The following is a 19,770-nucleotide window of genomic DNA, read 5'->3' on the forward strand; positions in this document are numbered from 1 at the left end:
AGGTGGAATGGCCGCCGCATAGGGTGGCCGCGTGACAGCCAGAAACTCCTACCCCAAGGGGGTCGCCAAGCGGGAGGAGATCCTCAAGGTCACCCTTGAGATCTTCGGCCGCGAGGGCGAGCGGAACACCACGCTGCGGACGGTCGCCAAGGAGAGCCACATCAGCCTGACCGGGCTGATGCACTACTTCGAGTCCAAGGACCACCTGCTGACCGAGGTCCTGCGCGCCAACGACCGCGCGGCCGAGGCGCGCTTCAACGATCCGGAGGCCGTTCGCGATCCGGGTGAATTCCTGGCCAGGGCCCTGACGGTGAACGCCGCGAACGCCGCCCGCGTCCGGCTCTACGTCACCCTTGCCGCGGCCTCGACCGACCCCGCGCACCCGGCCCACACGTACTTCAGGGAACGCTTCGCCCTGCTGCGCGCCACGATCGCCGAGCACCTCGAGTCCGAGCAGCGGGCCGGCCGGGCGAACCCCGGGCTCGACCCGCACTTCACCGCCTCTGCCCTCGTCGCCGCGACCGACGGCATCCAGCTCCAGTGGCTGAGCGACCCCGACATCGACATGGCGGACCACGTCCGGGGGGTCTGGCGGATGCTCACCGCGGCGCCCGGCCCGCCGGGCGCCGCCGAATCACGCGCCTAACACCTCAGACACGGTCGGCCACGTCGTGGCCCGTAACCGCGCGGGCGTAGGCGCACAGAGCGGTGATCACTTCGGTGCGGGAGCGGCGGCCTGCGAGGATCTCCATCTGGTAGCCGTCCTCCATGGCGACGAAACTCGCGGCGAGCAGGCGCGGCGGGTCCTGGAGGGTGAAGTGCCCCTGGGCCTGCCCGAGGACCAGGATTCCTGAGTACACGGCGATCTGACGCTCCGTCAGTGCGCTGTCGAGGGCCGCGGCCCGGGCGTCGCGCAGGCACCGTGGCCAGTACTCGAAGAGCAGCCGGGTCAGCGTGTCGTCGGAACCGCTGGCGACGCCCATGTCGATGCAGGCCGCGAGTTGGTCGCGTGCGTCGGTGAAGCGGTTCGCCGCGCGTTCGCGTTCCTGGCTGTAGCGCTCGATGGCCTGTTGGTAGGCCTCGTGGACCAGGGCGTCCAGGTCGCCGTAGTAGAGCACCGCGGCGGGGGTGACCCCCGCCTCGTCCGCGATGTCGCGCAGCCGCAGGCCCTCGAGCCCACGCGCCACGAGGGCGCGCTCCACCGCTTTGCCCAGCTCGGCCCGGCGGGCCTCCTTACTGCTGCCCTTCCTCGCGGCCACACCGTTCCTCTCACCGTTCTGTTGTACGCAGATTTAACGATAGCCCGGCAACTATTGACGGGACAACGACCCACGTCTTAAATCTGCGTTTAACAAACCTGCGGCTTACGGAGGCTCCATGCCCGACCCGACCGACGCCGAGGCCAGAACGGGATCCGCGCCCGCCCCGGACAAGGGGTTGCGCGGCGGTGCGGTGGGCCTGCTCGCCTCCGTCACCCTCGGACTGTCCTGTGTCGCCCCGGCGTACAGCATCGCTGTGACCCTCGGCTTCGTGACCCTGACCGTCGGCCATCTCGCGCCGGCCGCACTGCTGCTGGGTTTCGTGCCGATCCTGCTCACCGCGTTCGCCTTCCGTGAGCTGAACCGCGAGATGCCGGACTGCGGCACCACCTTCGTGTGGACCACCCGCGCGTTCGGGCCGCTGACCGGCTGGCTCACCGGCGGGTGGGTGGTGCAGATCGCCACGCTCATCGCGATGACGGCCCTCTCCCAGGTCGGCGCGAGCTACCTGCTCCAGCTGCTCGGCCTGCACTCCCTCGCCGACAGCAGTACCGCCGTGGCGATCACCGCGGTGGCACTGCTGGCCGCGGTCACCTCCATCGCGTACCGAGGCCTGCAACTGGCGGCCTCCGTCCAATACGTGCTGCTCGGGCTGCAGTTGGCCGCCCTGCTCGGCTTCGGCGCCGCCGCCTTCGCCCGCCACGGCGCCGTCACCCCGTCCCTGGCCTGGCTCAACCCCGTCGCCGTCGACGGCTTCGGCCCGCTCGCCGAGGCGGTCATGCTGTGCCTGTTCATCTACTGGGGCTGGGACGCGCTGATCACCGCGAACGAGGAGACCCGCGACGGGGAACGCGTCGCGGGCCAGGCCGCCGTCATCTCCACCCTCGTACTCCTCGGGACCTACCTGTTCACGGCCTTCGCGGCGATCAGCTTCGCCGGTACCGGCACCGGCGGGACCGGGCTCGGCAACCCCGACAACGCCGCCGACGTCCTGTCCACACTGGCCCCGCCGGTCCTCGGCACGGCACTGGCCAAGGTGATGCAGCTGGCCGTCTGCGTGTCCGCGGTCTCCGCCCTGCTCACCAGCCTCGTCGGCTCCTCGCGCGGCACCCTGTCCATGGCCGCCCACGGCGCCCTGCCCGCGGCCTTCGCCCGGGTCCACCCCAGGCACCGCACCCCCGGCTTCGGCACCGTGTTCATCGGCGCGACGGCCGCCTGCCTCCTCGTCGTACTCACGCTCGTCTCCACCGACTTCCTCGGCGACGCCATCCTGTGCATCGGACTGCTGATCGCCTGCTACTACGGCACCACCGCGCTCGCCTGCGTCTGGTACTTCCGGGGGCGCCTGCGCGACTCGCCCCGCGACCTGCTGCTGCGCGGGATCCTGCCCCTGCTCGGCGGGCTGATGATGCTGGCCGCCTTCGCCCGCAGCGCCCACGACATGTACGACCCGGCCTACGGCAGTACGTCCTTCCACGGCATCGGCGGAGTCTTCCTCCTCGGCGCCGGCACCATCGTCACCGGCGTCCTGGCCCTGATCGTCGTCCGCACCCGCTTCCACCGTTTCTTCCGCGACGGCCGCACCACGGTCGCCGAACTCACCATCACCGAGGACTGAACAACCCATGCGCACGCTCGCCATCGCCGCCGTCCAGACCACCCCCGTGCCCCACGACCTCGAAGCGACCTGGCAGCGCTTCGCCGATCAGGTCCGGTCCACGCGCGACCTGTTCCCCCACGTACAACTCGTCGTCGTCCCCGAGCTGTTGCTCGCCGCCGAGGGCGCCCTGCTGCAGCCGGCCCCGGACGACTGGATGGAACGGGCCGCCGTCACGGTCCCGGGCCCGCTCACCGACCGGATCTGCGCCCTGGCCGTGGAGACCGGCCTGTGGCTGATCCCGGGAAGCGTGTACGAGCGCGCCGAGGACGGGCACATCTACAACACCGCACTGGCGATCTCCCCGGAGGGCGAGATCGCCGCCCGCTACCGCAAGGTCTTCCCCTGGCAGCCGTACGAGAAGACCACCCCGGGCCACGAGTTCACCGTCTTCGACATCCCCGGCGCCGGCCGCGTGGGCCTGGCCATCTGCTACGACGGCTCGTTCCCCGAGACGGTGCGCCAACTCGCCTGGCTGGGCGCGGAGATCGTCATCCAGCCCACCCTCACCCCCACCCGCGACCGGGAGATGGAACTGGTCTGCGCCCGCGCCAACGCCTGGACCAACCAGGTCTACGTCGTCAACGTCAACGCCGGTGACCCCGCGGGGGTCGGCCAGAGCGCCGTCGTCGACCCGGAAGGCATCGTGCGCCAGCAGGCCGGCCCCGGCGAGGAGACCCTCATCGACGTCCTCGACCTCGACACCGTCACCCGGGTCCGCCGCTACGGCTCCGCGGGCATCAACCGCCCGTGGAGCCAACTCGCCCGATACGGGGAGTCGGTGAAGCTCCCGATGTACGGCGGCGAAGGCATCCGCACACCGGACTGGCTCAAGAGCGAGGCCCCGTGACAGCTCCCTGCATGAGAGGCGTCGGCTGGGCGGCCGGCCGGTGGTCCGGTGTGTAGGCCCAGGGGCGCAGGCGCTCCAGGGCCTTGCCGATGCGGAAGACGGTCGGGTCGTCGTAGGTGTGGCCGACGATCTGGACGCCCGTCGGAATGCCCCAACTGGAGTGGCCGCTGGGCACGTTGAGGACGGGGCAGCGGTTGCTGATGTTGAAGGGCAGGGTCATCGCCGCCCACAGCGGCTCGCCGTGGTCCTCGCCGTTCACCACCAGGCGGCCCAGGAGGTCGTCCCCGGCGGGCAGTCCGGGGACGGCCGTGGTCGGGCAGATCAGCGCGTCGAAGGGGGCCATCGCCTCCCCCAGTTCGCGCTGCAACCGGGTCTCCACGCGCAGGCCGTCGAGGTAGCCGACCTGCTCCCGGGCGACGGCCATGGTGTCGGCGAAGGCCGCCGCGTACGGCGACATCCGGTCGCGGTGCTCGGCTTCGATCTCGCGGACCAGGGCGCCGAAGATGGTGGAGAAGTGTGCGGCGACACTGATGAGGAGATCGTCCTTGGTCCACGGGAGTTCGATCTCCTCGACGATCGCGCCCGCGTCGGTGAGGGCGCGGGCGACGGCGCGGGTATTGGCCTCGATCTCCGGGTGGACGTCGTAGGCGCCCAGGCGCAGGCACAGGGCGATGCGCATCCCGGCGACCGCGTCGTACTCGGTCGGCAGGACGAGTTTCGGGCGCAGCGACACGTGGTCGCGCGGGTCGGGTCCCGCCAGGACGTTGGCGAAGGTGATGCAGTCGTCGACGGTGCGCGCCATGGGGCCGTCGCCGCGGTAGTGGTCGGCGGACAGCGGTGCCACGCCGGGGATCCGGCCGTACGGGGCCTTGAAGCCGACGGTGCCGGTGAAGGCGGCGGGGATACGGGTCGAGCCGCCGATGTCGGACGCGGAGGCGAGCAGCGCGGTACCGGCGGCGAGGGAGGCACCGGCGCCGCCGGACGAGCCGCCGGGCGTGAAGTCGGGGTTCCACGGATTGCGGGTGACGCCCCACAGGCGGCTGTGGGTGAAGGTGGCGATGGAGAACTCGGGGGTGGCGGTGCGCGCGTGGATGATGCCGCCCGCGTCCAGGATCCGGTCGATGACCGGGGCGTTCTCGGTCGCGGTGTTGCCGACGTTGACGAGGGAGCCCTCGGTGAGGGAGCGCCCGGCGATGGCGTGCTTCTCCTTGGTGGCGACCGGGATGCCCTCCAGCGGGCGCGGCGCCAGGCCGCCCTTGCCGAGGAAGCGGTCCTCGGCGTGCCGGGCCTGGTCGAGTGCCTCGTCGTAGAGCTGCTCGGTGAAGGCGTTGATCACCGGTTCGGTCTGTTCCGCGCGGTCGATGACCGCGCGCATCAGCTCCACCGGGGAGAGTTCGCGGGCGTCGAAGAGCCGTCGGGCCTCGGTGGCGCCGAGGTAGGCGAGATCCGTGCCGGCGTCGTTCGGGTTCATACGGACTTCCTTTACAGGTAAGGGATGTGAGGAGGTGTCAGGCGAGCAGTCGTGTGAGCGCGGTGTTGATCCAGGCCGTCGCCTCCCCTGCGGCAGGACTGATGTGGTCCATGGCGTAGAAGCCGTGGACGAGGCCGTCGAACCGCCGGTGTGCGAGGCGTACGCCGGCGCCGCGCAGCGCTTCGGCGTACGCGTCCCCTTCGTCGCGCAGCGGGTCGTACTCCGCGGTGGCCACGACGGCCGGAGCGAGCCCGGACAGGTCCTTCGCCCGCAGGGGTGCGACACGCGGGTCGTCGCCGTAAGCGGCGGAGGCGGGGTCGGAGGGGCCTGCGCCGAGGTACTGCTCGAAGAACCAGTGCAGTTCCGTGGTGGTGAGGAAGTGGCCTTCGCCGTTCTCGGTACGCGACGGGTAGGCGCCGGCCATGTCCGTGCTGGGGTAGACCAGCAGCTGGGCGGCCAGGGGCAGTCCGTCGACGTGGGCCTGCTGTGCGCACACGGCGGACAGCGTCGCCCCCGCGCTGTCGCCGCCGACGACCAGCCGGGCGGGGTCGCAGCCGAACGCGTCCACGTGCCGCGCGACCCAGGTGAGGGCGGCGTACGCGTCCTCGACCGCGGCGGGGAAACGATGCTCGGGCGCGAGCCGGTAGTCGACACTCACCACGACGGCGTCGACGTCGCGGCACAGCGTCCGGGCGTGCACGTCGTGCGTGTCGAGGTCGCCGGCCACCCAGCCGCCGCCGTGCAGGTACACCACCGTCGGCACGGGCGTCAGGGCATGCGGCCGGTAGACACGGGCCGGGACGGAATCCGCCAGCACCGTCGAGGTCACCGTCGCGACCTCGGGCCGCGTGGTCGGGACGCGAGCGTCGACGGTCAGCGCCCGCAGCCGTGCTCTGGCCTGTGCCGCAGCGTTCCCTCCCGGTTCCGGGGCGTCGCCTTGCTGGAGGCTTCGCAGGAACGCGGCGATGTCCGGGTCCAGGGGCACGTCACTTCTCCTGTCGGTCGTCGGCACACAACCAGTGCGCTGCTGCCGCGAGCAGCGCCGTCACGCCGGTGTGGATCGTGGGTTCGGGTACGGGGGCGAAGTACGGGGAGTGGTTGGCCGGGACCGTGTCGGGCAGGCCGTCCGTCAGCAAGGCGTCGGGGTCGATGTGCGCGAAGAGGGCCGGGTCGCCGCCCCCGAAGTGCCAGAAGACCGAGGGAACACCGAGGGCGGTGCCGAAGGTGCCGAAGTCCTCGCTGCCGGTGAGGGGTTCGGGAAGGGTGAACACCCGTTCCCTGCCCAGGACTTCGGCGATCGCGGTCAGTACGGTGCCGGTGGCGTCGGCGTCGTTGACCGTGACGGGGAAGGAGTGGAGAGCGGTGATCTCGGGCTCCTCGGGCGCGCCGGACGCGGCCGCCTCGGCGCGGACGATCCGTTCGACGGCCGCCAGGACCCGCTCACGTACGGCGGGAGTCGTCGAGCGGATGTTGATCCGCAGCTCGGCGGTGTCCGGAATGATGTTCTCCTTCGTGCCCGCGTGCAGCGAGCCGACGGTCACCACGGCGGTCTGCGCCGCACCCACCTCCCGGGAGACGACTGTCTGCAACCGCATGACGACCGCGGCGGCCATGACGATCGGATCGACGGTCGTCTCGGGCGTGGAGCCGTGTCCGCCGCGGCCGTGAAGGCGGACCCGCAGGCTGTCGGAGGCGGCCATCACCGGCCCGGGGCGGGTGCCGACGAGACCGACGGGGGCCGGGGACACATGCTGGCCGAGGCAGACATCGGCGCGCGGGAAGCGGTCCGGGAAGCCGTCCGCGATCATGGCCGGTGCCCCGCCGACCTCCTCCGCCGGCTGGAACACCGCGACGACCGTGCCGCGCCATTCCCCACGGGCGGCGGCAAGTTGGGCGCTCGCGCCGAGCAGACAGGTGACGTGCATGTCGTGGCCGCAGGCGTGCATGACGGGAACCTTGATGCCCTCACCGTCGACGCCCATCTCCTGGGAGGCGTACGGCAGTTGCGTCCGCTCCTTGACTGGGAGCCCGTCCATGTCGGCGCGGAGCAGGACCACCGGGCCCTCGCCGTTGGCCAGGACCCCGACGACGCCGGTGCCGCCGACGCCCTCGGTGACCTCCCAGCCCTGCTCGCGCAGCCGTTCGGCGACGACTGCTGCCGTGCGGAACTCCTGGAAGGACAACTCGGGGTGGGCGTGCAGGTCTTCGTAGAGGGCGCGCAGGCCGGGCAGCCGGTCCGGGAAGCCGGACAGCAGGCGCGCGGCGGGGGCGGTGGTCATGAGTGTTCCTTTGCGGGCGCGGGGAGTTCGGGTGCGCCGGTGGCGGCCCGGAAGGAGGTGGCGTCCTGCGGGGTGAGGAGTGCCATCACGAGTGCGATGGCCGCGCCGAGCACCAGGGAGGCGAAGGCCACCTTGAACGAGAAGGCGTCGGCGAGCGCGCCGATGACGGGTGGGGCGACCATGCCGGCCACCTGGCCGCCGAAGATGATCGCTCCGCTGCCCACGCCGACGTCCTCGGGCGCGAGGCCGCTCAGCGGCACGGCGAGGATCGGCATGTAGCAGAGGGAGACGGCGGTCGTGGCGAGCGTGCCGAAGACGATGAAGCCGGTGAGCGACGGCGAGAAGACCATGAACAGCAGCGTGATGGCGGCCGCCGTCATGCTGGGCACGATCACCCTGCGGTGGTGGCCGCCAAGGCGGTCCGCGAGCCGCCCGCCGACGACGATCGCGCCGGTCGCGGCGAGGCCGGGAATCGCCACGAGGGCCCCGGTCGAGGCGAGCGAGACGCCGTACTCCTCGCTCACATAGGACGGGATCCACGTGCTGAGACCCCACACGATCAGGCTGTAGCCGAACATCATGGTGCTGAAGCGCCAGATGACGCCCTTGCGCAGGACGCCCCCGGCTCGCCGCCGGTCGACACGGGGCTCCGGGGCCACCACCGGCAGCGGCGCGGGGAGCCACACCCGTATCGCCACCAGGACGAAGACGCCGAGCGCCGCCGTCGAGAAGAACGCCGAGCGCCAGCCGAAGGCGGCGATCAGAGGTGCGACGAGGAGCGGGGTGAGGACTCCGGCGAGGGCGTTCGAGCTCATGATCACGCCGTTGGCGCCCATGCGCTCGGCCGGTGTGGTCCGCTCGACGAGGACCTTCATCGAGGCGGGCGGGAAGACGCCCTCCGCGGCGCCGAACGCGAACCGCATCAGCAGCAGGACGGCGAACGACCAGGCGAAACCGGTCAGCGCGGTGAACACCGACCAGGACAACAGAGCCCAGAGCATGATCCGCCGGGCGCCGTACCGGTCGGCGAGCAGGCCGCCCGGAATCTGGCACAGGGCGTAGGCGAGGAAGAACGCCGACACGATCAGGCCCTGTTCCCCGCGGCCCACGTCGAACTCGTCGCCGATGGAGGGCAGGGCCAGGTTGATGACGAGCCGGTCGGCGTAGTCGACCAGCCAGGCGGTGAACAGCAGGACGATCGTGATCCGCACGGTTCTGCGGACGGGCTGAGGGGGCGGAGCTGACACGCGGCACTCCTTCGACTCCGGGCGGCCGAAGCCGGGGCTGGGCATCGGCCGGAAGTGCCCCTACGATCCGGTCCGTGACAGGAATCCCCGGAGAATTGCAGGAAAACATCTCAAGAGGAGCCACGGTCCCCGATTCCCGCGCGACCGGCGCAGGTGCTCCGTTCTCCGAGTTGGACCTGGCCCTCGTCGACGCGCTCCAGGCCGCTCCCCGGGCACCGTGGTCCCGGATCGGCCGGGCCCTCGGCGTGGACGCGACCACGGCGGCCCGCCGCTGGGAACGGCTGCGCGCGGACGGTCTGGCGTGGGTCAGCGCGTACGACTCCGCGAAGGCGACGACCGTCGCCTACATCGAGGTCAGGTGCCGGCCCCGGGCCGTGGAGTCCGCCGGCGCCGCCCTGGCCGACATGCCCTGGGTCTTCAGCGTCGACGAGACGGCCGGCGACTTCGACCTCCTGGCGTCGGTCGTCGCGGCCGACCTGCCCTCCCTCGGCCGCTCGGTGCACGGTCTGATCGGCGGCCTGAAGGGCGTACGGTCCACCCGCACACGCCTCGGCATCACCCTGTACAGCGAAGGCGGCGACTGGCGCATGCGGGCCATGGCACCGTCCGGCGACACGGAACTCTCCGCCCCGCGCACCTCGCACCCGATCGCGTACAGCGCCCACATGCACCACCGGCCGCCGCCCGAGGACCAGGCCCTCCTGGAAGCCCTCGGTCGCGACGGACGCCTCGGCTACACCGACCTGGGCACCGCGACCGGTATGAGCGAACACACCGCCCGGCGCCGGCTCCAGCGGATGATCCGGGACCGGGACATCACCTTCCGCTGCGACCTGGCCCACCCCCTCGCCGGGCTGTCGACCGTCGTGCTCTACCGCACCGCGGTCCCGCACACCCACCTCGAGGCCACGGGCAACGCGCTGGCCCGGAGGGAAGAGGTGCGCCTGGCCGTGTCCGTCAGCGGCTCCGACAACCTCCTCGTCATGGTCTGGCTGCGCGGTCTGCACGCCATCGACCCCTTCGAGGCGCACCTCGCGGACCGCTTCCCGCACCTGAAGGTCAGCGACCGCACCGTCTTCCTCCACTCCCGCAAACGCATGGGCCGGCTCCTCGACACCACCGGCCGCGCCGTCGGGCACGTCCCCTTCTCCTTGCCGCAGGTCTGACCTCGCGCCCTCCCTAACCTGTTAGGTATGTTCGTGTGAACATAGGCGGGGTGTCGATGGAGACGACCCCCGACGACCGGGAGGACCCGAGCCGAGATGAGCGATTCCCGCGGCCCCGCGCGCTGCTGCATGCCGGCCGGCGGCGGTCCGGCGGCCGCTTCCGTGTCCATACCCCTGACCGCGACGTCGGGCCCGGTGCGCGACGAGCGGGGGATGGTGTCACTGCCGGGCGGCGAGTTCCTGATGGGCACGGACGACGCCGAGGGCTTCGCCGGGGACGGCGAGGGGCCGGTGCGGGCCGTGCGGCTCGACCCGTTCCGCATCGACGCGTGCGCGGTGACCAACGAGCGGTACGCGGCCTTCGTCGCCGCCACCGGGTACCGCACCGACGCCGAACGCATCGGCTGGTCGTACGTGTTCGCCGGCTTCCTGCCGGCGGCCCTGCGCCGCGGTGCGCCCCGACCGGAGCGCACCCCCTGGTGGTGCGGGGTGCGGGGCGCCGCCTGGGGCCGGCCGGAGGGGCCCGGCAGCACGCTGGAGGGGCGCGGGGACCACCCGGTCGTGCACGTGTCCTGGAACGACGCCGCCGCGTACGCCGCGTGGGCGGGCAAGCGGCTGCCGACCGAGGCCGAGTGGGAGTACGCCGCTCGCGGAGGTCTTGAGCAGCGGCGTTACCCCTGGGGCGACGAGCTCGACCCCGACGGCAGGTACCGCTGCAACATCTGGCGCGGCACCTTCCCCGCGAAGAACACCGCCGCCGACGGGTACCGCGGCACGGCGCCCGTCGACGCGTTCGAGCCGGGCGGCTTCGGCCTGTACAACACCTCCGGCAACGTCTGGGAGTGGTGCGCCGACTGGTGGACCACGGACCACGGATCCGCCCGGCCGCTGGTCAACCCCCAAGGCCCGCACGGCGGTTCGGACAAGGCGATGCGCGGCGGCTCGCACATGTGCCACGTCTCGTACTGCAACCGCTACCGCGTCGCGGCCCGGACCGCCAACAGCCCGGACAGCTCCAGCGGGCACGCGGGTTTCCGCTGTGTGGTACCCGTGTGAAGAGTCTTGACACCGTCCGGGCGGCGGGCGAATCTGAGCCTTGCTAGATTCCTGAGAACATAAGAGGTTCGAATGCAGCTCGACTACGTGATCCTCGGTGCACTGGCGCTTCGCCGCCTGTCCGGTTACGACCTGCGCCGCTGGATGGAAGGGCCGGGCCGGTACATCGGGTACGGCGTCAAGCTGCCGCAGATCTACCGTCGGCTCGCCACCCTGGTGGAGCGCGGCTGGGTGGACTTCGACGTCGACCCGCGCGAGGGCCGCCCGGACGCCAAGGTCTACCGGCTCACCGAGGAGGGCGAACAGGCGCTGCTCGCGTGGGCGCGTTCCCCGTACGAGCCGTCGCTGCGCCCCATGGACCCGGAGTTCAAGCTGCGCTTCGTCTTCGCCGGGCAGCTCGACCCCGAGATCGCCCTGGACGTTGTCCGCACGGAGCTGGCCCACCGGCTCAAGCACGACGCACTCAGCGCCGCCGTGCCCGTCCCCGTCGAGTACGAGCCGCAGATCGACGGTCTCGACGCGGACTGGGCCCGCGAGGTGCACACGATGGCCCACGAGCACGGCTACACGTCCACGGCCTCCTATATCGCCTGGCTCCAACTGACCGAGGCCCGCCTGGAGGCGCGGCTCGGCCGCTGACCCCGACACGCCTGAAAGACCCCAACACCCCCACACCCCATACCGCTTCCGCGTCACGTGACGAGCCCGACCGCCACGTGACGGTCCGCCCTGCCCGATCCCCTCCCGGGAGCCGCACATGCGCATCATCTACGTCGACGTGGACACCCTCCGCGCCGACCACACCACCCCGTACGGATATCACCGGCCCACCACCCCCAACCTGCAAAAGCTCGCCGACAGGTCCGTCACCTTCGACCGCTACTACTGCTCCGACTCACCGTGCCTGCCGTCGCGCACCGCCCTGACGAGCGGTCAGTTCGGCATCACCAACGGGGTGATCGGGCACTTCGGGCCCGCCGCGCAGTTCCGCCTCGACGCCGGACACGGCCCCGAACCCGACCGGCCGCTGCTCGGCCAGCACCTCGGCCTGGGCGGGTACTACACCGCCGCCGTGTCCGTCTTCGCCGAACGCCACCGCGCTTACTTCTTCCACGCCAACTTCCGCGAGTCGATCCGCGCCACCGACCGGATGGGCGACGAGGAGGCGCACGACGTCAACCGCGCCGCGATCGACTGGCTGCGCCGGCACGCGGACGACGACAACTGGTATCTGCACCTGACCTATTGGGACCCGCACACCAACTACACGCAGCCCGCAGAGTGGACCGAGAAGATGGCCGCCTCGGGGCCCGTGCAGTCCTGGCCGGACGAGGAGACGATCACCGCGCACGCCGAGGTGTACGGCCCGCGCAGCGCCCTCGACCTGCACTACTCGATCCGCGGCGCGGGTACCTCGCCCGTCCCGCACAACATGCCGGACGCGATCCGCTCCCGCGCCGACTTCGAGCACCTGGTCAACGGATTCGACGGCGCCGTCGCCTACTGGGACCACCACTTCGGTCAACTCCTGGCCGCCCTGGAGGAGTTGGGGATCGCCGACGAGACCGCGGTGATCGTCAGCGCGGACCACGGGGAGTCCTTCGGCGAGCTGGGCTCGTACGCCGAACACGGGCACGCCAGCGAACCCGTCCAGCGCGTCCCGCTGATCGTGCACTGGCCGGGGCTCACCGACCGGCTGCCCGACGAGGCCCGCCGCAACGACGCCCTGCTCTACAACATCGACCTCGCCCCCACCCTGTGCGAACTGCTCGACCTGGACGTCCCGGCCGGCTGGCAGGGGACCTCGTTCGCGCCCGCGATCCGCGGCGAGACGATCGACTCGCGCGAGTACCTCGTCCTCGGGCACGGCGCCCACACCTACCAGCGCGCCGTCCGTACCCGCGATCACCTCTACCTGCGCACCTACCACCCCGGCAGCTTCCGCACCGAGTGGGAGCAGCTCTTCGACATCACCAAGGACCCTTACCTGACACGGGACTTGATGGTCGAGGAGCCCGACCTCGCCGCACGGATGCGGTCGCATCTCGCCGAGTGGTGGCACGAGTACGCGGGCCGCCCCGGCGCCCTGCCCGACCCCATGCAGACCACGCTGCAGACCGGGCCCACGTACTACAACGACCCCGCCCGCTACGCCGCGCACCTGCGCGCCACCGACCGCGCCCACCTCGCCGACGACCTGGAGCAGCGCCTCGCCACGCTGAACATCCCCGTGTCCTGGCACGCCCCCGACCGCCCGCGCACCGCCGAGCTCCTCGAGCGCTGGGTCCACCTGCTGCAGACCCGCGACCAGCGCGCATCCACCCGGTAGGACGGCTGCGCCGCCCCATCCACGCACGCACCCCCGCACCGGCGAAGGAGCCGTGATGCCGACCGACGCCGTACCACCGGTGCCTCCCGCACCGCCGCATGCCGCCCCGCCGCTCACGAAGGCACCACCGCCCGGAGCTGCCCGCCGGTGGCGACAACTCGCCCTGCTGGGCGGGCTGTTGAATGTGGACAACAGCGAGTCCAGTGTCCAGTCCGTCCTCTTTCCCGCGCTCCGCGCCTCCCTCGGCCTTCCGCTCGCCGCGCTCGGCCAGCTGGTCGCCACGAGCAAGCTGATCACCGTCGTCGCCGGGCCCCTCTGGGTGGCCCTGGCCCGCCGATGGCCGCGCAAGAACGTCCTCGCCGTGTGCTGCGGCTTCTGGGGTGTGTGGACCGCGGCCATGGGACTGGCCCAGAATTTCGTCCAGCTCCTCGTCCTGGGCACCATCGCCTCGGCCGGGATCGCGGGCGGCGGACCGCTCGTCAACGGCCTGGTCGCCGACCTCTTCGACGACGCCGACCGCGGCCGCGCGTCCGGCGTGCTGTACGGCATCGCCGCTCTGGGCCTCGGTGTCACGGGGCCGCTGCTCGGCCTGCTCTCGGACGTGGAGAACGGCTGGCGGTACGGATTCTTCGCCTCCGGCGCCGTCCAGGTGGTCTTCGGCGTGCTGATCCTCGCCTTCCTCCGCGACCCGGGCGTCGGCGCCACGGACGGCGCCGGCTCCGGAGCGGCCGCCGTGGCCCGGCTGACCCGGGCGCAACTCCGCGGCCTGCTGCGCAACCGCACCCTGATGCTGATCTGCGTACAGCGCCTGACCACCGGGCAGTTCATCCTGATCAGCTTCGGGGTCACCTTCCTGGTCGACGAGCGCGGCTTCAGCAACGCCACCGCCTCCCTGGTGACCCCGGCCGTCACCGTCACCTATCTGCTCGGCACGTTCCTCGGCGGCTTCGTCGCCGACAGGGTCCACCGGCGCCGCCCGCGCACCGGCCGGATCGCGGCCATGCAGACGGCGATCGTCGCCTATGCCGTGGTCGCCTACGCCGCCACCCAGATCGACTGGGGTCCGATGTGGGCGTACATGGTGGTGTTCAGTCTGGTGGGCGCCGCGCAGAGCGTCACTCCCGGCATCAACCGTCCGGTGGTGATGGCGGTGGTGCTGCCCGAACTGCGCAGCGCGGCCTTCGCGTTGATGCTCTCGGTCGAGGCCGCCGGGTGGGCCGTCAGTTCCCTCCTGGTCGGTTACCTCGGCGACGCGTTCGGCCTGCAGACGGCATTCCTGTGGCTGGCCGTCGTCCTCATGCTGGCCAACGGCGCCCTGGTCACGCTGCTCTACCGGCCCTACGTGCGCGACGCCGCGGCCGTCCGGTCGGAGCTGACCCGCCGCGCCGCCGTCGGAGGAACGAACCACGCATGACCACCGCCACTGCGATCACCCAGACCCCGCCCACGGAGAACCCCTGATGAGTACCCGCACCACCCGCCCCAACTTCCTGATCCTCATGCCGGACCAGCTGCGCGCGGACGCGCTCGGCGCCTTCGGCAACCCGCACGCGAGCACCCCGCACCTCGACGCGCTCGCCGCGCGCGGCACCCGCTTCACCAACGCCTACGTCCAGCACCCGGTCTGCTCCCCCAGCCGCGCCTCGATCCTCACCGGCTGGTACCCGCACACCGCGGGCCACCGCACCCTCACCCACCTGCTCAAGGACCACGAGCCGAACCTCCTGCGCATCCTCAAGGACGCGGGCTACCACGTCACGTGGGCCGGCATGCGCGGCGACACCTTCGCACCCGGCGTCACCGAGTCCAGCGTCGACGAGTACGGCTTCTCGACCTGGCCCACCCGGCTCTACGACGGGGAGTATCCGGAGGGCGCCTGGTCCCGCCTGTTCTACCGGGGCCGGGTCCCCGACGACGGCGGGATCGACCCCGACGAGGCCGCGGTGCGCACCGCCGAGCAGTGGCTGTGCGAGCCCCCGCGGGACCGGCCGTGGGTACTGTTCGTGCCGCTGGTGGCACCGCACTGCCCGTTCCAGGTGGAGGAGCCGTGGTTCTCCCGGTTCGACCGCGACACGGTGCCCGACCCGGCCGCGCCCGGCGATCCCTCCGGCGAACCGCGCTACCTGCGCGCCGTCCGCGAAGCCCACGGCCTGGACGAGGTCACCCCCGAACAGTGGCGCGAGGTCGTGGCCACCTACTACGGCATGGTGTCCCGCCTCGACGACCAGATCGGCCGCATCAACCGAGCAGTTGAACAGGCCGGCGCCGCCGACGACACCGTCACCCTCTTCTTCGCCGACCACGGCGAATACCTCGGCGACCACGGGGTGATCGAGAAGTGGCCGTCCGCTATGCACGACTGCATCACCCGCGACCCGCTGATCATCAGCGGTGCCGGCCTCGGCGAAGGCGGCCAGGAGTGCGACGCGATGGTGGAGATGATCGACGTCCTGCCCACCGTGCTCGATCTCGCGGGTGTGCCCGCACCCCACCGCCACTTCGGCCGCAGCCTGCTGCCACTGCTGCGCAACCCCGCGGCGCCCCACCGTGAACTCGCCTTCACCGAGGGCGGGTTCACCATCGAGGAGGAACCGCAGATGGAGCGCGCGGACTTCCCCTACGACCTGAAGTCCGCGCTCCAGCACGAGGATCCGACCCTGGTGGGCAAGGCCGTCGCCGTCCGGGACCGGGAGTGGACGTACGTGTGGCGGCTGTACGAGCCGCCCGAGCTGTACCACCGGGCGAAGGACCCGCACGAGCGCACCAATCTCGCGGGCCGCCCCGAACACGCCGACATGGAACGGCGCCTGCACGACGCCGTGCTGCGCTGGCTGGTGGAGACCTCCGACGTCATCCCGACCGACCCCGACCCGCGCCGACCCGACGTGTCCCTGCCCGCCCCGGCCACACCCGCCCGGTCCTGAACGAGGGCATGCCGACCGGCCGGACGCCCGGATCTCTGCCATGGCCTGCTCGAACGCGGGCGCGTCACCGACCTGCCCAGAGACCTGGCCGGCACCCACCCCCATCTCGGACGGCACTCCAGGGCACCAAAAGGCGTGCGAACACCGTGATCCCCTCGCCTGGCATGGCGGCCAAACCGGTTAACCCGGCAGCAGACATCCGGCACTCTTCCGAAACGCTGAACTCGGCGAACCAATGTCTGCGTTCGCGAAGTGAGAGTTTAACGATCCGGGCAGGGAGAGTTTTTAGCGCAACGAGCAGAGCGGAATTATTCCGCACCCACGGGCCACCACGGCGTGCTACTGTCGTCTCAGTTGCAGTTGTGGTTCCCGAAAACTTCAAGTGCTCCTGGCCGCATACTGCGGTGGGGGCACTTTTGTATTACCGGTCACTTCCGGGCGGGGTAATCATCGCGGCGACACGGCGTCCACACAGTGCGGACATCCGTTGTACTGCCCCAAAGGAGATTGACATGACTACTGGCACCGTGAAGTGGTTCAACGCGGAAAAGGGTTTCGGGTTCATCGAGCAGGAGGGTGGTGGCGCTGACGTGTTCGCCCACTACTCGAACATCGACGCCCAGGGCTTCCGTGAGCTGCTCGAAGGCCAGAAGGTGAACTTCAACATCGCGCAGGGCCAGAAGGGCCCGACGGCCGAGAACATCGTTCCCGCCTGACGCCAACGCGCACTTGCAGCTGGGGCCCGCATCCTTCGGGGTGCGGGCCCCAGCTGCAGGCATTTTCCCGCAGTGATTCGACCTGCGGGCGATTCGGGTGACATCCGCCCATATCTGGAGTCGACGCTCCGGGCAAGACCCCCTCTTCGCGTCACTCATTTTCAGCGCCTGCGCCCTCATGGATTACCAGTCGGCCAGTTCCGCTTTCGCTTTTACTGTCGGTCCATTTCTTGTGATTCCCTGCGCCCCTCATCGCCGGATGAATTCCTTGATATGCGCCGCATCAAGGAAGGTTCCGCATGAACCGCACACGTACAAACGACCGATTCGCCCGCACCCGTAATGGCGGTGGCGATTCCGGTGCCGGAAACCGGAGCAGGTCAGGTCGGCCGGCCCGGTCCGGTGGCTACGGCCGTCGGCCCGCCGCCGTGCAGGGTGAGTTCGCGCTCCCCAAGACGGTCACCCCGGCTCTGCCCGCCGTGGAAGGCTTCGCCGATCTCGGCATGCCCGCGCCGCTGCTGGCCGAACTCGGCAGGCAGGGTGTGGCCGCCCCCTTCCCGATCCAGGGCGCGACGCTGCCGAACTCCCTCGCGGGCCGTGACGTCCTCGGCCGCGGGCGCACCGGCTCCGGCAAGACCCTCGCCTTCGGTCTCGCCCTGCTGGCCCGCACCGCCGGGCAGCGCGCCGAGCCCCGCCAACCGCTGGGGCTGATCCTGGTCCCCACCCGCGAGCTCGCCCAGCAGGTGACCGACGCACTCACTCCGTACGCCCGCGCTGTCAGGCTCCGCCTGACCACGGTCGTGGGCGGCATGTCGATCGGCAGGCAGGCCGGCGCGCTGCGCGGTGGGGCCGAGGTCGTCGTGGCGACCCCGGGCCGGCTCAAGGACCTCATCGACCGTGGCGACTGCCGCCTGAACCAGGTGGGCATCACGGTGTTGGACGAGGCCGACCAGATGGCCGACATGGGATTCATGCCGCAGGTCACCGCGCTCCTGGACCAAGTCCGCCCCGAGGGCCAGCGCATGCTGTTCTCCGCGACGCTGGACCGCAACGTCGACCTGCTGGTGCGCCGCTACCTGACGGACCCGGTCGTGCACTCGGTGGATCCCTCGGCCGGTGCGGTCACGACGATGGAGCACCACGTGCTGCACGTCCACGGCGCCGACAAGCACACGGCCACCACCGAGATCGCCGCCCGCGACGGCCGCGTGATCATGTTCCTGGACACCAAGCACGCCGTCGACCGGCTGACCCAGGACCTGCTCAACAGCGGTGTACGGGCCGCCGCGCTGCACGGCGGCAAGTCCCAGCCCCAGCGCACCCGCACCCTGACCCAGTTCAAGACCGGACACGTCACCGTGCTCGTGGCCACCAACGTCGCCGCCCGCGGCATCCACGTCGACAACCTCGACCTCGTCGTCAACGTCGACCCGCCCACCGACCACAAGGACTACCTGCACCGCGGCGGCCGCACCGCCCGTGCCGGCGAGTCCGGCAGCGTCGTCACCCTGGTCACCCCCAATCAGCGCCGCGGCATGATCCGCCTCATGTCGGACGCCGGGATCCGCCCGCAGATCACCCAGGTCCGCTCCGGCGAGCCAGAACTGCACCGCATCACCGGCGCCCAGGCCCCCTCGGGCATCCCGGTCGTCATCACCGCGCCGGTGGCCGAACGCCCCAAGCGGGGCACCGCCTCCCGTGGCCGTCGCCGCCCCGCTTCCGCGACGCGACGCACCTCCGCGCCGCAGCGGTTCGCTGTCGACGCGGCTGCCTGAGCCCAGCGACCTACGTGATCAGAACACTGGCCAACCTTTGCCGGAGGCACCTTTTGACGCTGATACAGATGCAGTCCCGCCCGATGCGCGGCACCCCCGTGCGCGGGCCCTCGGCCGACACCGTTGCCCACCCCGTTGAGGATGCCGGGCCGCGGGCCTGGGACGACATGACGGTCGAGGTCGCCCTGTCCGTGATGGTCGGCGCCCGCGTCGGGCACCTGCTCGTCTGCGACGAGGACGGCCGACGCACCGGTCTGGTCACCCGGGCAGAACTCACGGCTGTCCGTGACGGCTCCGCATACACGGATCGGATCCGCCTGCGCGACCTCGGCGACGGCGCCCCCGCCCTCGTCCTCGCCCGCTGAACCAGCCCACCACGCTCGCCCTTCTTCCTGTGAGGTCTCATGCGCTGTGTCATCGCCCGCTTCCCGTTCGACCTGACCAAGAGCGGAGTGCTGGAAACGATGAAGGGCGTCAAGCCCGAACCGGTCACCGGTGAGTCCGTGATCATCGGGCGCCGCCACTACCCCGTCAAGCAGGTCGGCCAGGTCATCACCCGCCAGGACCGCCGGGACTTCAGCGCGGGCGAGGTTCTCCGCGCCATGGCCCGGCTCGGCTTCACCTGCCGGACTCTGCCCGCGGCCGCACCCGCGCTCGGCATCAGCCCGCTCCAGCGTGCTTCCGCCATGCTGGGCGCCCCCGCGCCCGCCTGATCGGCGGGGCAGGCGCGAGCCTGTCATGTGCCGGGACTGGCACGGCGTCGGCCACTCCCGGCGGACGAAAGTCTCTACAGGCGATGTCTCCGGGACGCCGCACCCCGACGGCGCGTCCCAAGCAACGTGCGGGGGCCGTAACCGCGAAGCTCCCGCACCGAGTTGTAGGTCCCGGCCCTCTCAAGCCCCGGCCATCTGGTCGCCTGATCCTGCGGCGGCGCGGTATTCGGCGTTGATGCGCTGGGCTTCTTCGAGTTGGTCCTCGAGGATGATGATGCGGCAGGCGGCCTCGATGGGGGTGCCCTGGTCGACGAGTTCCCGGGCGCGG

17 protein-coding genes and 2 pseudogenes are annotated in these 19,770 nt (G+C 71.1%); 13 read left to right on the forward strand and 6 right to left on the reverse strand.

Annotated elements, in window-relative coordinates:
• Positions 1-31 precede the first annotated feature (31 nt).
• Positions 32-646: a TetR/AcrR family transcriptional regulator gene (locus ACYSUO_RS33035; protein WP_461779895.1), complete on the forward strand. Its 615-nt coding sequence runs from the start codon at positions 32-34 to the stop codon at positions 644-646.
• Between the two features lie 4 nt (positions 647-650).
• On the opposite strand, the gene ACYSUO_RS33040 is transcribed toward ACYSUO_RS33035, so the two are convergent.
• A complete protein-coding gene (locus ACYSUO_RS33040; RefSeq protein WP_461779896.1) occupies positions 651-1,259 on the reverse strand; it encodes a TetR/AcrR family transcriptional regulator in 609 nt (202 codons plus the stop codon).
• A gap of 118 nt (positions 1,260-1,377) precedes the next feature.
• Between ACYSUO_RS33040 and ACYSUO_RS33045 the strand changes: the two genes are divergently transcribed.
• Entirely contained in the window at positions 1,378-2,877 is a 1,500-nt protein-coding gene (locus ACYSUO_RS33045) for an APC family permease (protein ID WP_461779897.1), read from the forward strand.
• A gap of 7 nt (positions 2,878-2,884) precedes the next feature.
• Positions 2,885-3,766, forward strand: a complete 882-nt coding sequence (locus tag ACYSUO_RS33050; RefSeq protein ID WP_461779898.1) for a carbon-nitrogen hydrolase family protein — start codon at positions 2,885-2,887, stop codon at positions 3,764-3,766.
• Here the strand turns inward: ACYSUO_RS33050 and ACYSUO_RS33055 are convergent.
• From ACYSUO_RS33055 to ACYSUO_RS33070, 4 genes are read right to left on the reverse strand one after another with little or no spacing between them, the layout of a single operon-like run.
• Entirely contained in the window at positions 3,747-5,237 is a 1,491-nt protein-coding gene (locus ACYSUO_RS33055; RefSeq protein WP_461779899.1) for an amidase, read from the reverse strand. The genes ACYSUO_RS33050 and ACYSUO_RS33055 overlap by 20 nt on opposite strands.
• Before the next feature lie 37 nt (positions 5,238-5,274).
• Positions 5,275-6,222, reverse strand: coding sequence for an alpha/beta hydrolase (locus ACYSUO_RS33060; RefSeq protein WP_461779900.1), 948 nt, complete (start codon positions 6,220-6,222; stop codon positions 5,275-5,277).
• Between the two features lies 1 nt (position 6,223).
• On the reverse strand, positions 6,224-7,516 hold the full coding sequence (locus ACYSUO_RS33065; protein ID WP_461779901.1) for an amidohydrolase: 1,293 nt from the start codon (positions 7,514-7,516) through the stop codon (positions 6,224-6,226).
• On the reverse strand, positions 7,513-8,763 hold the full coding sequence (locus tag ACYSUO_RS33070; protein WP_461779902.1) for an MFS transporter: 1,251 nt from the start codon (positions 8,761-8,763) through the stop codon (positions 7,513-7,515). Before ACYSUO_RS33070 ends, ACYSUO_RS33065 begins: the two co-directional genes overlap by 4 nt.
• Before the next feature lie 74 nt (positions 8,764-8,837).
• On the opposite strand from ACYSUO_RS33070, the gene ACYSUO_RS33075 reads away from it, so the two are divergent.
• The 10 genes and pseudogenes from ACYSUO_RS33075 to ACYSUO_RS33120 all read left to right on the forward strand — a co-directional run bounded on the left by ACYSUO_RS33075 (position 8,838) and on the right by ACYSUO_RS33120 (position 19,442).
• On the forward strand, positions 8,838-9,929 hold the full coding sequence (locus tag ACYSUO_RS33075; RefSeq protein WP_461779903.1) for an Lrp/AsnC family transcriptional regulator: 1,092 nt from the start codon (positions 8,838-8,840) through the stop codon (positions 9,927-9,929).
• Positions 9,930-10,025: 96 nt separating this feature from the next.
• Entirely contained in the window at positions 10,026-10,985 is a 960-nt protein-coding gene (locus ACYSUO_RS33080) for a formylglycine-generating enzyme family protein (RefSeq protein WP_461779904.1), read from the forward strand.
• Positions 10,986-11,057: 72 nt separating this feature from the next.
• Entirely contained in the window at positions 11,058-11,624 is a 567-nt protein-coding gene (locus ACYSUO_RS33085) for a PadR family transcriptional regulator (protein ID WP_461779905.1), read from the forward strand.
• 118 nt (positions 11,625-11,742) lie between these two features.
• On the forward strand, positions 11,743-13,314 hold the full coding sequence (locus ACYSUO_RS33090; protein WP_461779906.1) for a sulfatase family protein: 1,572 nt from the start codon (positions 11,743-11,745) through the stop codon (positions 13,312-13,314).
• 55 nt (positions 13,315-13,369) lie between these two features.
• Positions 13,370-14,728 (forward strand): MFS transporter, encoded by a 1,359-nt coding sequence (locus ACYSUO_RS33095; RefSeq protein WP_461779907.1) that lies wholly within the window; start codon positions 13,370-13,372, stop codon positions 14,726-14,728.
• Positions 14,729-14,774: 46 nt separating this feature from the next.
• The gene (locus ACYSUO_RS33100; RefSeq protein WP_461779908.1) at positions 14,775-16,238 is read left to right on the forward strand and encodes a sulfatase-like hydrolase/transferase; all 1,464 of its coding nucleotides are present in this window, start codon (positions 14,775-14,777) and stop codon (positions 16,236-16,238) included.
• 512 nt (positions 16,239-16,750) lie between these two features.
• Positions 16,751-16,954, forward strand: coding sequence for a cold-shock protein (locus ACYSUO_RS33105; RefSeq protein ID WP_461779909.1), 204 nt, complete (start codon positions 16,751-16,753; stop codon positions 16,952-16,954).
• Between the two features lie 299 nt (positions 16,955-17,253).
• Positions 17,254-18,729, forward strand: a complete 1,476-nt coding sequence (locus ACYSUO_RS33110; RefSeq protein ID WP_461779910.1) for a DEAD/DEAH box helicase — start codon at positions 17,254-17,256, stop codon at positions 18,727-18,729.
• A 53-nt stretch (positions 18,730-18,782) separates the two neighbouring features.
• Positions 18,783-19,073, forward strand: a pseudogene (locus tag ACYSUO_RS33115) (CBS domain-containing protein); the annotation flags it as partial.
• A 60-nt stretch (positions 19,074-19,133) separates the two neighbouring features.
• Positions 19,134-19,442 (forward strand): SCO5918 family protein, encoded by a 309-nt coding sequence (locus tag ACYSUO_RS33120; protein ID WP_461779911.1) that lies wholly within the window; start codon positions 19,134-19,136, stop codon positions 19,440-19,442.
• A gap of 180 nt (positions 19,443-19,622) precedes the next feature.
• Here ACYSUO_RS33120 and ACYSUO_RS33125 read toward each other — a convergent pair.
• A pseudogene (locus ACYSUO_RS33125) lies at positions 19,623-19,770 on the reverse strand (MerR family transcriptional regulator); the annotation flags it as partial.

It is taken from the genome of Streptomyces sp. UC4497 (genome assembly GCF_054871485.1).

What these genes read in the sequence shown, in the direction of transcription:
- ACYSUO_RS33045 (WP_461779897.1), top strand. Translation starts at nt 1,378, where the DNA reads ATGCCCGACCCGACCGACGCCGAGGCCAGAACGGGATCCGCGCCCGCC.
- ACYSUO_RS33050 (WP_461779898.1), top strand. Translation starts at nt 2,885, where the DNA reads ATGCGCACGCTCGCCATCGCCGCCGTCCAGACCACCCCCGTGCCCCAC.
- ACYSUO_RS33055 (WP_461779899.1), bottom strand. Translation starts at nt 5,237, where the DNA reads ATGAACCCGAACGACGCCGGCACGGATCTCGCCTACCTCGGCGCCACC.
- ACYSUO_RS33065 (WP_461779901.1), bottom strand. Translation starts at nt 7,516, where the DNA reads ATGACCACCGCCCCCGCCGCGCGCCTGCTGTCCGGCTTCCCGGACCGG.
- ACYSUO_RS33080 (WP_461779904.1), top strand. Translation starts at nt 10,026, where the DNA reads ATGAGCGATTCCCGCGGCCCCGCGCGCTGCTGCATGCCGGCCGGCGGC.
- ACYSUO_RS33085 (WP_461779905.1), top strand. Translation starts at nt 11,058, where the DNA reads ATGCAGCTCGACTACGTGATCCTCGGTGCACTGGCGCTTCGCCGCCTG.
- ACYSUO_RS33090 (WP_461779906.1), top strand. Translation starts at nt 11,743, where the DNA reads ATGCGCATCATCTACGTCGACGTGGACACCCTCCGCGCCGACCACACC.
- ACYSUO_RS33095 (WP_461779907.1), top strand. Translation starts at nt 13,370, where the DNA reads ATGCCGACCGACGCCGTACCACCGGTGCCTCCCGCACCGCCGCATGCC.
- ACYSUO_RS33100 (WP_461779908.1), top strand. Translation starts at nt 14,775, where the DNA reads ATGAGTACCCGCACCACCCGCCCCAACTTCCTGATCCTCATGCCGGAC.
- ACYSUO_RS33105 (WP_461779909.1), top strand. Translation starts at nt 16,751, where the DNA reads ATGACTACTGGCACCGTGAAGTGGTTCAACGCGGAAAAGGGTTTCGGG.
- ACYSUO_RS33110 (WP_461779910.1), top strand. Translation starts at nt 17,254, where the DNA reads ATGAACCGCACACGTACAAACGACCGATTCGCCCGCACCCGTAATGGC.
- ACYSUO_RS33120 (WP_461779911.1), top strand. Translation starts at nt 19,134, where the DNA reads ATGCGCTGTGTCATCGCCCGCTTCCCGTTCGACCTGACCAAGAGCGGA.